Source organism: Reyranella sp. CPCC 100927 (assembly GCF_007859315.1).
In the GTDB taxonomy this organism is placed as follows: domain Bacteria; phylum Pseudomonadota; class Alphaproteobacteria; order Reyranellales; family Reyranellaceae; genus Vineibacter.
Window position 1 is genome coordinate 461,335 of sequence record NZ_VOHA01000002.1, and the last position, 13,560, is coordinate 474,894.

Annotated in this window: 7 protein-coding genes; all 7 read left to right on the forward strand. The window is 66.2% G+C overall.

Annotated features, from left to right (window positions below):
• The first annotated feature begins 3 nt into the window (after positions 1-3).
• The 7 genes from FQU96_RS08270 to FQU96_RS08300 all read left to right on the forward strand — a co-directional run bounded on the left by FQU96_RS08270 (position 4) and on the right by FQU96_RS08300 (position 13,450).
• Positions 4-978 (forward strand): tripartite tricarboxylate transporter substrate binding protein, encoded by a 975-nt coding sequence (locus tag FQU96_RS08270; RefSeq protein WP_146540390.1) that lies wholly within the window; start codon positions 4-6, stop codon positions 976-978.
• Positions 979-994: 16 nt separating this feature from the next.
• Positions 995-1,813, forward strand: a complete 819-nt coding sequence (locus FQU96_RS08275) for an IclR family transcriptional regulator (RefSeq protein WP_146540391.1) — start codon at positions 995-997, stop codon at positions 1,811-1,813.
• Positions 1,814-1,876: 63 nt separating this feature from the next.
• A complete protein-coding gene (locus FQU96_RS08280) occupies positions 1,877-2,857 on the forward strand; it encodes a tripartite tricarboxylate transporter substrate binding protein (protein WP_218574649.1) in 981 nt (326 codons plus the stop codon).
• An 8-nt stretch (positions 2,858-2,865) separates the two neighbouring features.
• Positions 2,866-3,915, forward strand: a complete 1,050-nt coding sequence (locus FQU96_RS08285; protein WP_218574650.1) for an aromatic ring-hydroxylating dioxygenase subunit alpha — start codon at positions 2,866-2,868, stop codon at positions 3,913-3,915.
• Between the two features lie 18 nt (positions 3,916-3,933).
• Positions 3,934-5,001, forward strand: a complete 1,068-nt coding sequence (locus tag FQU96_RS08290; protein WP_146540392.1) for an aromatic ring-hydroxylating dioxygenase subunit alpha — start codon at positions 3,934-3,936, stop codon at positions 4,999-5,001.
• An 82-nt stretch (positions 5,002-5,083) separates the two neighbouring features.
• Positions 5,084-7,168, forward strand: coding sequence for a hydantoinase/oxoprolinase family protein (locus FQU96_RS08295; RefSeq protein ID WP_146540675.1), 2,085 nt, complete (start codon positions 5,084-5,086; stop codon positions 7,166-7,168).
• 498 nt (positions 7,169-7,666) lie between these two features.
• Positions 7,667-13,450, forward strand: coding sequence for a DUF11 domain-containing protein (locus tag FQU96_RS08300; protein WP_146540393.1), 5,784 nt, complete (start codon positions 7,667-7,669; stop codon positions 13,448-13,450).
• Positions 13,451-13,560 lie beyond the last annotated feature (110 nt).

Sequence of the window (13,560 nt, forward strand, 5' to 3'; positions counted from 1 at the left end):
GATATGTCCGGGATGTTGCGCGGCGTGCTGTTGGCTTTTCTGATGCTGTTCGCTTCGGCGGCATCGGTGTCCGCGGCGGACTACCCGTCGAAGCCCGTACGCTGGATCGTCGCCTTTCCGCCCGGCGGCGGCACGGACTTCCTCGCCCGAACGGTCGCCGTCAGCCTCAGCAAGAAGCTGGGCCAGCCGGTCGTCATCGAGAACCGCCCCGGCGCCGCGGGCATCATCGGCGCCCAGCAGGCGGCTGTCGCCGCCGCTGACGGCTACACGATCTTCAGCGGCGACAACGGCTCCCTGGTCCTCAACCCGGCGCTGTACGCGAAGCTTCCATACAAGGCCGCGGACTTCGCGCCGGTCGGCATGATGGCGCGGTTCCCGCTGATTCTTGTGACCGCCGCATCCGGCACCTATGCCACCGTGGACGCCGTGGTCGCGGCGGCCAAGGCGGATCCGACGAAAGTCGCCTTCGCATCGCCGGGCGCCGGCAGCCCGCATCACCTGGCGATGGAACTGCTGAAGGTGCGCGCCGGTTTCGAGGCCCAGCACATCGCCTACAAGGGCGGCCCTCCCGCCGTGCAGGATGTGCTCACAGGCCAGGTCCCGATCATGATGGTCGACACCGTGTCGGCGCTGCCGCACCTCCAGAGCGGCAAGCTCAAGGCGCTCGCCGTCGCCGCCGTCGACCGGCTGCCCTATCTGCCGGACGCCCCCACGTTCAAGGAACTGGGCTACGACGGGGTCGATGTCTACGGATGGCAGGGCCTGGTCGTCCCGGCGGCAACGCCGCAAACCATTCGCGACCGGCTGACCCGCGATCTGCAGGCCAGCCTGGCGGACCCGGATGTGCAGCGGGCTTTGACGACGTTGGGCCTGGAGGTCACGCCCAGCGACGGCGCGCACATGTCGGCGGTGCTTGAAGCGGAAACAACGCGCTGGCACGCCTTGATCCGCGAGCGCGGCCTGAAGCTCGAGCAGTAGCGGCATCACGTTCACGATGGCCGCCGGCGACGATCGAGACCGTAGCCGCGCGGCGCGTGGACCACAGCGCGGCGTGGCCGCCGTCGAGGTCGCCGCCACGATCCTCGACGCGTTGCGCACCGCGCCGGCGCCGTTGGGCGTCACGGCCATCGCGCACGCCAGCGGTCTCGCCCCGTCCCGCGTCCACCACTATCTGGTCAGCCTGCTGCGCACCGGCCTGGTCCGCAAGGACGAGACCCGTTACAGCCTCGGACCGTTCGCCATCCGCATGGGCCTCACGGCGGTCGACCGGCTGGACATCCAGCACTTCAGCGCGCCCTTCCTGCACGACCTGAGCGCCCGCACCGAGGAGGCGTCATTCTTCAGCATCTGGTCGTCGCAGGGACCCGTGATCGTGCGATGGCAGCAGGGCAGCCGTCCGCTCACCGTCTACGCCCGCCTCGGCGTCGCCATGCCGCTCATCCGCTCGGCCACCGGGCAGGTCTTCACCGCCTGGGGCCCGCCCTCGCCAGTGGCCGACATCGTCGCGGCGGAACTGCGGCGCTACCCGCCGGATCAACGCCGCACCGAACGCAAGGCCGTGCAACGCCGGACGGAAGAGGCGCGACGCCACGGCTGCGGCATCACCCGCGGCGGCATGCTGCCGGAGGTCAGCGCTGTCGCAGCGCCGGTCTTCGACCACAAGGCCCGGCTGGCGGGTGCCTTGACCGTGCTGGGCCTGCGCCGCAGCTTTGACGCCGCGCCGGATGGTGCCGCCGCACGTGCCGTGCGCACGGTGGCGCGCCAGTTGTCGGCCAAGCTCGGCCACAAGATGAGCCTGATTTACGATCGGTAAATGCACGGTTGTACCGGCTGGCCGCGCCTTCCTAGTGTCGCCTGCTCGCGATGAGGAGGCGACATGGCGGATATCCGGATGCTGCGCGGCGCGCTGGTCGCCGTGCTGGCGCTGCTGGCGTCGATGACCCAGGCACCCGCGGCCGATTACCCCGACAGGTCCCTTCGCTGGGTGGTGGCGTACCCGGCCGGCGGCGGTTCGGATTTCCTGGCGCGCACCGTGGCCGTGCGCCTGAGCGCGCAGCTCGGCCAGCCGATCGTGATCGACAACCGGCCCGGCGCCGCCACCATCATCGGGGCGCAGCAGGCCGCGGTGGCGGCGGGTGACGGCTACACGATCTTCACGGCCGACAACGGTTCGCTGGTCTTCAATCCCGCGCTCTATGCCAAGCTGCCGTACAAGGTGGCGGATTTCGCCCCGATCGGCCTGATGGCGCGCTTCCCGCTGATCCTGGTCAGCACACCGGGGAGCGGTTTCGCGACCGTCCAGGCCATGATCGCGGCGGCCACGGCGGATCCAACGAAAGTCGCCTTCGCATCACCCGGTGCCGGCGGCCCGCACCACCTGGCGATGGAGCTGCTGAAAGCCCGCGCCGGCTTCGAGGCACAACATATCGCCTACAAGGGCGCCGCACCCGCCGTGCAGGACGTGCTCAGCGGGCAGGTGCCCGTGATGATGCTCGATACGGCGACGGCGCTGCCGCATCTCGCCGCCGGCAAGCTGAAGGCGCTCGCGGTGGCCTCCCATGCCCGCCTCCCGCGCCTGCCCGACGTACCGACCTTCAAGGAATTGGGCTACGACAGTGTCGAAGTTCACGCCTGGCAGGGACTGGTCGTTCCCGTCGCCACGCCGCGATCCATCCGCGACCGCCTGACGCGCGAACTCCAGGCGGCGCTGGCCGATGCCGATGTCCGCAAGGCGCTGACGGACTTCGGTCTCGAGATCACACCCGGCGACGGCGAACGCATGGCAGCGTACATCGATGCCGAGACGACGCTGTGGCACGCGCTCATCCGCCAGCGCGGCCTGAAACTCGATCAGTAGGCGCGGCCATGCTCAACATGTTCGTGCGCGACTGCTGGTATGTCGCGGCGTGGAGCCATGAAGTGGCCGGCGACTCATTGCTCGCCCGCACTGTGCTGGGCGAGCCGATCTGCCTCTTTCGCCGGGCCGACGGTACCATCGCCGCGATGGCCGACCGCTGCGCGCATCGGGGCGCCCCGCTCTCGCGCGGCCGGCGCGAAGGCGATGCCATCCGCTGCCTCTATCACGGCATGAAATTCGACGCCGACGGCGTATGCATCGAGGTGCCGGGACAGGATCGCATACCGCCGCGCGCCTGCGTGCGGCGTTACGCGGCGGTCGAGCGCAACAACTGGATCTGGATCTGGATGGGCGATGCTGCCACGGCCGATCCCGCCGCGATTCCCGATACATGGTCCCTGGGCCGGGCCGATTGGCCTTACAGGCCGGGCTATCATCTCTTCGCCGCGCCACACATGCTGATCTGTGACAACCTGCTCGACTTCTCGCACATCGGTTATGTGCACGCGAGCACGCTCGGCGGCACGGAGAGCATCGCCCTGAGCAAGCCCAAGGTGAGTCGCGAAGAGTCGTGGGTGCGCGTTGAGCGCTGGTTGATCGACGACGTGCCCGCCCCGTTCCACACGCGGGTCGCCTCATTCCCGGGGCGGGTCGACCGCTGGCACTTCTACGATTTTCACGTGCCGGGTGTCCTGGTCATGCATTCCGGTGTCCAGGCGACCGGCACCGGCGCGCCGCGTGGCGTGATCAAGGATGCGCTGGAGTTCAGAAGCTGCCAGGCGGTCACGCCGGAAACCGGCACCAGCGCCCACTACTTCTACGCGGTGCCGCGCAATTTCGCCGTCGACGATCAAACGATCACCGACAGCGTCTTCAACGATATCGTCGTGGCTTTCGAGGAGGACCGGGCCATGATCGAGGCACAGGCGCGCAACCTGCGAATGACCCCGGACTGGCCCATGGTTCCCATCGCCGCGGATGCCGCCCTGGCGCAGTTCCGCCGCCTGATGAGCGAGCGCCTGGCGGCGGACAACGCGGTGCAGACGGTGCTCGAGTGACCCTCCGATGAGGACGTCATGACCTATCTTCGCAATACCTGGTATGTCGCCGCATGGGGCGAACAGATCCGCGCCGGGGAACTGGTCACGCGCCGTATCCTCGGCGAGCCGATCGTCATGTTCCGCACCGAGGACGGCGGCATCGCGGCGATGGCGGATGTGTGCGCCCACCGCTTCGCACCGCTGCACGCGGGCAAGCTGCTGCCCGGCGATCGGCTGCAATGTCCCTATCATGGCCTGCAGTACGGACCCGACGGGATCTGCGTGCATAACCCGCACGGTCAGGGCCGCATTCCGGCATCGGCCCGCGTGCGATCATACCCGGCGCTGGAGAAGCACACCCTGGTCTGGATCTGGATGGGCGAAGACGCGCCCGATCCGTCGCGCATCCCGGACTTTTCGGTCCTCGACACGGCAAGCCCCCAGCTGACGTCCAAACGTGACTGGCTGAGGATGGATGTCGATTACCTGCTGATCACGGAGAACCTGCTCGACCTGAGCCACGTGAGCTTTCTGCACGAAGGGATTCTGGGCAACGAGGACACGGTCCCCGCCGCCATCTCGGTCGAGGAGCGCGGCGCCACGCTGTGGGTCAGCCGCGTCATGTCGAACGTCCGTCCGCCGGGTCTGTTCGACCTGATGTTCAAGCGCGACGGTGGTCGCGTCGATCACTGGGCCACGATGCGGTGGGATAGCCCCGGCTGCTTCCTCAACGATGCCGGCGTGACCCCGGTGAACCGCCCCCGCGAAGAAGGGACAGGGATTCTGGGCACGCACTTCCTGACGCCGGAAACCGCGGAGACGACACTCTATCATTTCGCGGCGGTGCGCCAGAACCCGGTCTCCTGGGGCGAGGCGATCGACACCGACATACGGGCACAGATGTCCGAACTGCGACGGCATGCGTTCGAGGACCAGGACAAGGTGATCATCGAGGCGCAGCAGCGGGCGCTTCTCGATCCCGCCGCCCGAACGGACCGTCCGGTCCTGCTGGAGATCGACGCAGGGCCTGTACGGTTCCGGCGCATTCTCGAGAGGATGCTCGCTCAAGAAGCAGCGATGCGAATTGCATCCGCGACCGCGTGAAACTAGGGTGCATCGCTTGTGATGGCGATGCGGCGCGGCGCGTAGTCGAGCCCTGGTGCGGAGGTCTTGCGTGAGTGACGGGATGCGTCTGGCCGTCGATATCGGCGGCACGTTCACCGATGTCGTGCTGGAAATTGGCGATCCCCTTCGTGGCGGCAGGCGATTGACACGCAAGGTGCTGACGACACCGCGAGCGCCGGAAGAAGCCGTGATGGAAGGCACGCGCGCCATTCTGGCTGACGCCGGGCGCGCCTTTGCCGACATCGACGTCTTCGTGCACGGCACGACCCTGGCCACCAACGCGATCATCGAACGCAAGGGCGCCCGGACGGCGCTGATCGCCACCGAGGGCTTCCGCGACACGCTGGAGATCGCCTACGAAAGCCGCTACGACCAGTACGACGTCTTCATCGAGAAGCCCAAGCAGCTGGTACCGCGGGCGCTGCGCTTCACCGTGCCGGAACGCATGGACGTGCAAGGCAACGTGCGCCTGCCGCTGGACGAGGCTGCCGTGCGCGCGCTGGTGCCGATACTGCAGCAGCAGGATGTCGGCGCCGTCGCTGTGGCCTTCCTGCATGCCTATGCCAACTCGGCGCACGAGCGACGCACGCGCGAGATCCTGTTCGAGGCGCTGCCCGGTCTGTCCGTGACACTCTCGTGCGAGGCCTGCCCCGAGGTGCGCGAGTACGATCGCACCTCGACAGCGGTCGCCAACGCCTACATCCAGCCGCTCATGGCAGGCTACCTGGCGCGCCTGCGCGATGGCTTCGCCGCCGAAGGCTTCCGCGGCATGATCTACCTGATGACGTCGGGCGGCGGACTCACGGCGCTGGAGACGGCGCGCAAGTTCCCGATCCGCCTGGTCGAGTCGGGGCCGGCCGGCGGCGCCATCCTGGCCGCCAACACCGCCGCCGAGCGCGGCGAAGACAAGGTGCTGTCGTTCGACATGGGCGGCACCACGGCCAAGATCTGCCTGATCCAGCACTACACGCCCTTCAAGTCGCGCAGCTTCGAGGTCGATCGCGCCGCGCGCTTTCTGAAGGGCAGTGGCCTGCCGCTGCGCATTCCGGTGATCGAGATGGTCGAGATCGGCGCCGGCGGTGGCTCGATCGCGCGCATCGACGAACTCAAGCGCATCGTGGTGGGACCCGAAAGTGCCGGCGCCGAGCCGGGCCCCGCCGCCTATGGCCGCGGCGGCCAACGGCCGACCGTGACCGACGCCGACGTGGTGCTGGGCAAGATCGACCCGACACGCTTCGCCGGCGGCACCATCCACCTCGATGTCGAGCAAGCCCGGAGCGCGCTCGACGTCGCGATCGGCGGTGAGCTGGCGCTGGCCAGTGAAATGGCCGCCTACGGCGTGGGCGAGATCGTTGACGAGAACATGGCCAATGCCGCGCGCGTGCATGCCGTCGAGCGTGGCGCCATCATCGGTGAGCACACCATGATCGCCTTCGGCGGCGCCGCCCCCCTGCACGCCGCACGGCTGGCCGAGAAGCTGGGTCTCAATCGCATCGTGATCCCGCCCAACGCCGGCGTCGGCTCGGCTGTCGGATTTCTGCTGGCGCCGGTCGCCTATGAGCTGATCCACTCGCGCTACATGCGGCTGGATACGTTCGACCCGGCGGCGGCCAATGCGCTGATCGACGAGATGGCGCACGAGGCGCATGCGCTGGTGGCGCCCGGCGCACGCGGCCAGAAAGTGGTCGAAACCCGTGTCGCCTACATGCGCTATGTCGGCCAGGGCCACGAGATCACGGTGCCGCTGCCGTTGCGGCCGCTGCAGGCCGGAGACACCGCCACCTTGCGCAGCGAATTCGAGCGCGCCTACGCCCAGCTGTTCGAGCGCCATATTCCCGACGCCGCCATCGAGGCGCTGAGCTGGTCGGTCACCGTCTCCACCGAGGCGCGCCGGCCGACCGCGATAGCACCGCCGTCGCGGCAGAAGGCGCCGCCGCCCGTGGGTGCCCGCCGCTTCTTCGACGCGCGCCAGTCACATCACGTCGAAGTGCCGGTCTATTGGCGCAACGACCTGGTGCCGGGTGCCACGGTGCCAGGGCCTGCGATCATCGCCGAGGACGAGACATCGACCTTCGTGTCGCAGACCTTCGACGCCTGGCTCGACGCCGCCGGCGGCATCGTGCTGGAGCGCAAACGCGCGGCTTGAGCCGCGCTGTCACACAGGTTTCCGCAAGAGCTCGGGTCGTCTCGACAAATCATCGCTCGTGTTGCAGCGCCGTGTTCTTCCATTTCGTGCCCGAGACAAGACCGCGTGAGCGTGATGGAGCGGGCCTGCGATTTTTTTGCGTGAATGGTCAAACTGTTCAAACGGATAACAGATCTTCCTATTCTTCTAGATTAACCTAATTCATTGAAACGGTTATTCTTTTTTGCAGTGCACGTTGACTCGGCAAGTCTATTTGCATTAATGTGCTTCAATATTTAAATCGTGCCAGCGCGCCCATAACCAAAAACAGAAAACTCAAAAACTGAATACTAGGGGGACACTTTCCCTCCGCCGTAGTGGTCGCGTCAGTTCCCGTCAAATCCCGTAGCCAATGCTCGCCGGCATGCCGCCACGCGAGACAGGATTGCCGTGCCCTGTAGGGTACGTCATCCCGTCACGATCGCGCGCAGCGCCGGCGACGAGCCAAGGGCAGCCGCGATGAGCACACCGGACGAAACCAACCAGACGCAGTATGACTTCTTCTCCTCATCCGACGCTGGAGCCGGAGCAGATGAATCCAGCGCGGTGCCCACGGTCAGCACCGACCTGGCCGACTATTCACCCGGCGCGACCGCGATCATCACGGCCAGCGGCTACGATATCGGCGAGACCATCGACTTCCAGGTCGTGCATGTGGTCGATGCCGGCACCGACGGCGTCTGGGGCACGGGCGACGACATATTGGGCGACAATACCGGCAGCGGTCATGAATCGTGGTCCGTCACCGATGGCGTGCGCCAGGTCGACGCCGGCGCCGATGGCATCGAGGGGACACCTGACGACGTCGTCTCCGGCGATCTCGACGGCGTGGCCAACGGCACGGTCGTCACGACCTGGTACGTCAATCCGGACGACTCGCTGGGCGCGACGTTCAGGCTGACGGCCGACGGCGATGCCGGCAACAGCGCCAGCACCAGCTTCACCGACAATCTCAGCTTGAGCCTGAAGCAATGGGCCAACGGTCCCGCGCCCAGCGGCATGAGCGCCGACGACGGATGGCAGAACGGCAACCTGAACGATACCAAGGCGCACTTCAGCGAAGGCGATTCGGTTCCTTATCGCGCCGTGATCCAGGATCTCAGCGACAACGGGTTCTACACGTTCCGCATCGGCTACGACACGATCGTCAACGGCAAGCACGCGCTCGACTACCTGACGTCCTTCGACCGCTCCTATGGCGGCGCCGGCGAGACGGTGCCCGACCCGCTGCTCGCGGAAAATCAATTCAATCCCGCCACCGTATTCAACCAGGTCCAGACGCTGGCGATCCCGACGGATCCGAATGCAGTCAACCAGATCGCGGGCAATCTCACGTTCTATGGCGGCGTGAACTTCCTGGGATTCGTCACCTGGGGCAATGACGGCAACTGGAACACAGCGGCCGACAATCAACTGGTGACGGCGGGCTCGAACGGCATCTGGGGCGACGGCGAGGACGTGCATGTGGTCGCGGGCGCCGACGGCAAATTCGGTGCCGGCGATGTGACGTTCCAGGGGGCGGCCAACCCCTACATGGTCGAAGTCAAGAACCAGGGCGGCAACACCACCACCACGACCTATCTCGCGCCCTACTTCCAGTATGTCGGCGGCAACAGCGGTTCAATCGACTCACTGGTGGTCGCCTGGGGCGGCCATATCGCGACACAGACCGACTGGGGAGCCGGAAACTCGGCAACCGCCATCTCAGGCTCGCCCTACCACACGTTCAACGGCGGCATCGTCGGCTACACCGACGGGGCGGGCGTGCAGGGCTCGCAGGATGCCCAGCTCAGCGCCGGGGCAGTCTCCAATCCGAATCTGTCCATCACCAAGACAGCGACCGTGCCGGGCGGCACGGCCGACACGGTCGGTGAGCTGATCACCTACAGCATCACGGTGCAGAACACCGGTGACGTGGCGCTGACCAACGTCGCGCTGACGGACCAGGTCGAAGGCGGCACGATCGACACCCTCACGACCCATACCGGCGACACGACCAATCCCGGCGTTCTCGATGTCGGCGAGACGTGGGTCTACACGACGACCTATGCCGTCACGCCGATGGACATCAACAGCAACGGCGGCAGCGACGGCCAGATCCACAACGTCGCCACGGTCGACACGCTGCAGACCGACCCGAAGTCGGCGACGGCGGACGTGCCGGTGGCGCAGACAAAGTCGCTCAGCATCACCAAGACGGCGATGATCACGGGCGACGCCGACGGCAAGGTCGACAGCCCCAGCGACGACGTCACCTACACCATCGCCGTGACGAACACGGGCAACACGGCATTGACCGGCGTGACCCTGACCGACCAGGTTGAAGCGGGCAGCATTGATAGCCTGACCAGCCATACCGATACCGGTGCCGGCACCCACGGCGACAACGTGCTCGATCCGGGCGAAACCTGGACCTACACGACGACATTCGACGTGACCCAGGCGCTGATCGACAGCAACGGCAACGGTGATGGCAAGATTCACAACGTTGCCACGGTCGATACGGATCAGACCACTCCGCAGAGCGCTACCGCGGATGTCGATATCGTTCCGGCCCCGGCGATCGACCTCACCAAGACCAACGCTGGCGTCTCTGACGTCGACGGTAACGGCCAGGATGCCGGCGATCAGATCACCTACACCTACGCCGTCCAGAACACCGGCAACATTACGCTCCTCAACGTATCAGTCAGTGACGACAAGCTCGGCGCCATCACGCTGACCTCAGGCCTCACCGATGCCGACGGTGACGGCTCTGCCGACGATCTCGCCGTCGGCGCCATCGTCACAGGCACGGCCACGGCGACACTGACCCAGGCCCAGCTCGACGCCGGTTCCGTGACAAATCTCGCCACCGCGTCGGGCACCCCACCGACCGGCAGCAATGTCACCGATACCGATACCAACACGGTGCCCGTCACCCAGACGCCCGCGATCGACCTCACCAAGACCAACGGCGGCATCTCCGATCTCGATGCCAACGGCCAGGATGCCGGTGATCAGATCACCTACACCTACGCCGTCCAGAACACCGGCAATGTCACCCTGTTCAATATTGCCGTCAGCGACGATAAGCTCGGCACCATCACGCTGACCTCGGGCCTGACCGACGCCGATGGCGATGGCCAGGTCGACGATCTCGCCGTCGGCGCCACAGCTACGGGCATCGCGACCGCGACACTGGCCCAGGCCCAGATCGATGCCGGCTCCGTCACAAATCTCGCCACCGCGTCGGATACCCCTCCGACCGGCAGCAATGTCACCGATACCGACACCAACACGGTGCCCATCAGCCAGACGCCCGCGATCGATCTCACCAAGACCAACGGCGGCATCTCTGACCTCGACGGCAACGGCCAGGATGCTGGCGACCAGATCACCTACACCTACGCCGTCCAGAACATCGGCAACGTCACTCTGTTCAATGTCGCCGTCAGCGATGACAAGCTTGGTGCCATCACCCTGACCTCGGGTCTGATCGACGCCGACGGCGATGGTTCTGCCGACGACCTCGCCGTCGGCGCCATCGCTACAGGTACCGCAAGCGCGACGCTGACCCAAGGCCAGGTCGACGCTGGCTCGGTCGCAAACCTCGCTACCGCCACGGGTACGCCGCCGACCGGTGCCAACGTCACAGACACCGACACCAACACCGTGCCGGTTACACAGGCCCCGGCAATCGACCTCACCAAGACCAACGGCGGTGTCTCTGACATCGACGCCAACGGCCAGGATGCCGGTGACCAGATCACCTACACCTACGCCGTCCAGAACACCGGCAACGTCACCCTGTTCAATGTCGCCGTCAGCGATGACAAGCTCGGCGCCATCACTTTGACCTCGGGTCTGACCGATGCCGACGGTGATGGCTCTGCCGACGATCTCGCCGTCGGCGCTACCGCTACAGGCACCGCGACCGCGACACTGACCCAAGGCCAAGTCGACGCAGGCGCGGTCACAAACCTCGCCACCGCGTCGGGCACCCCACCGACCGGCAGTAACGTCGCCGACACTGACACCAACACGGTGCCCATCAGCCAGACGCCCGCGATCGATCTCACCAAGACCAACGGCGGCATCTCCGACCTCGACGGCAACGGCCAGGATGCCGGTGATCAGATCACCTACACCTACGCCGTCCAGAACACCGGCAATGTCACCCTGTTCAACGTTGCTGTCAGTGACGACAAGCTCGGCAGCATCACCCTGACCTCAGGCCTGACTGATGCTGATGGCGATGGCCAGGTCGACGACCTTGCCGTCGGCGCCGCGGCTACGGGCACCGCGACCGCCACGCTGACCCAGGCCCAGATCGATGCCGGCTCCGTGACCAATCTCGCCACCGCGTCAGGCACGCCACCGACCGGCAGCAACGTCACGGACACTGACACCAACACGGTGCCCGTCACCCAGACACCGGCAATCGACCTCACCAAGACCAACGGCGGGGTCTCTGATATCGACGCCAACGGCCAGGACGCCGGCGACCAGATCACCTACACCTATGCCGTCCAGAACACCGGCAACGTCACCCTGTTCAACGTTGCCGTCAGCGACGACAAGCTCGGCGCCATCACCCTGACCTCGGGCCTGACCGACGCCGATGGTGATGGCTCTGTTGATGATCTCGCCGTCGGCGCAACCGCCACAGGCACGGCCACTGCGACACTGTCCCAGGGCCAGATCGACGCCGGCTCCGTGACCAATCTCGCCACCGCGTCAGGCACGCCACCAGCCGGCAGCAACGTCACCGACACCGACACCAACACGGTGCCCATTATCCAGGATCCCAAACTCACCATCGAGAAATCCGTCATCAGCATCACCAACCCGAACAATACCGGCGGCGGATCGGTGGTCGATCAAGCCGGTGACGTGGTCGCCTACGCCATCGTGGTGACCAACACAGGCAATGTCACACTCACCAACGTGGCCCTGGCGGATGCGCTGCTGCAGGGCGCCAACGGCACCCTGGGCAGCCCCGCCGGTGATGACGGCAATGCCGTGCTCGATGTCGGCGAAATATGGACCTACACGGGCACGTACACGGTCCAGCAGTCCGACATCGACAATCAGGGTGCCATTGATGGCACGGCCGACAACAACATCCACAATGTCGCGACCGTGGATACTCAGCAGACCGATCCACTGAGCGATTCGGCGGATGTCCCGATTGATCGCACGGTCGACCTGTTCGGCCACAAGTTCGGCGATCTCAACGGCAACGGCACCTGGGACAAGGGCCAGGGCGAAGGCGGCCTCGGCGACTGGACCGTCCAGCTGCACGAGGACACCAACCACAGCGGCCAGCTCGACGCCGGCGACGCCCTGGTGGCGTCGACCACGACAGGTGCCGATGGCGCCTACCTCTTCGACGACGTCGCGGTGGCCGGTCACACCTACTTCCTCACCGAGGTGCTGCAGGATGGCTGGAAACAGACCGCGCCGTCAGGCGGCACCTTCACGGTGCCTGTCGATACGGGTTCGCAAATCTTCGACGCGTTCGATTTCGGCAACCAGATGATCACCGGCCCGGGCGTGCGCACGCCCGGCTTCTGGAGCAACAACGGTGCGCCGTTCTGGGACGCCAAGGCGGACAACGGCAAGCACGCCGGCGATCCGTGCTTCCCCGGTGGCGAGCTGGTCTATCAGGTCGACAGCAACAAGTCCGGCGCGATTGACGGCGCCGACAAGGCCGGCGTGCTGATCGGCGACTACAACAGGAACGGCCTGATCGACGCCGGCGAGGACACGTTCTTCATTGCGCTGGCTGACGCGCAGAAGATCATCAATGCATCCCAGAAGGACCAGCAGGACGGCCGTTGGATGCTCGCCCGTGACGCGGTCGCCAGCTGGCTGAACTACCTGGCCGGCAACCCGATCGGCACCGTCGATCCCAGCGACGGCGCCTATTCGCCGCGCGAAGGACTCAACGACGCCATCGACTGGCTGCAGGTCACGACTGGCGGCAACAACACCACGACCTTCGGCAACTGGCCGGGCGGTGGCGCATCGATCAAACAGAACAGCGCGGCCTGGAACACCGGCCTGGAGACCGAGGCGGCGCGCGCCGGCGTCGAGCCGGGCGGCAACTACATCCACCAGCAGCTCGACGAATACAATAACACCGGCTCGATCGACGGCACGTTCTACGCCTTCGACGGTGACAATTGCGGCGCTGATCAGCACTTCGTGCAGTACGCCACCATGCTGAAGAGCGCGGAGGACCTGCACCTGCTCTGACTCGGCGACGCGACGGCTTCAGAGCCGTCGCGCGCCTCGGCCTGTCGTTCCCGCAGCGGCAGGCCGATTTTTCAAGGTCGACCGGGCGCCTGCCCATTGTCAGGGAGCGC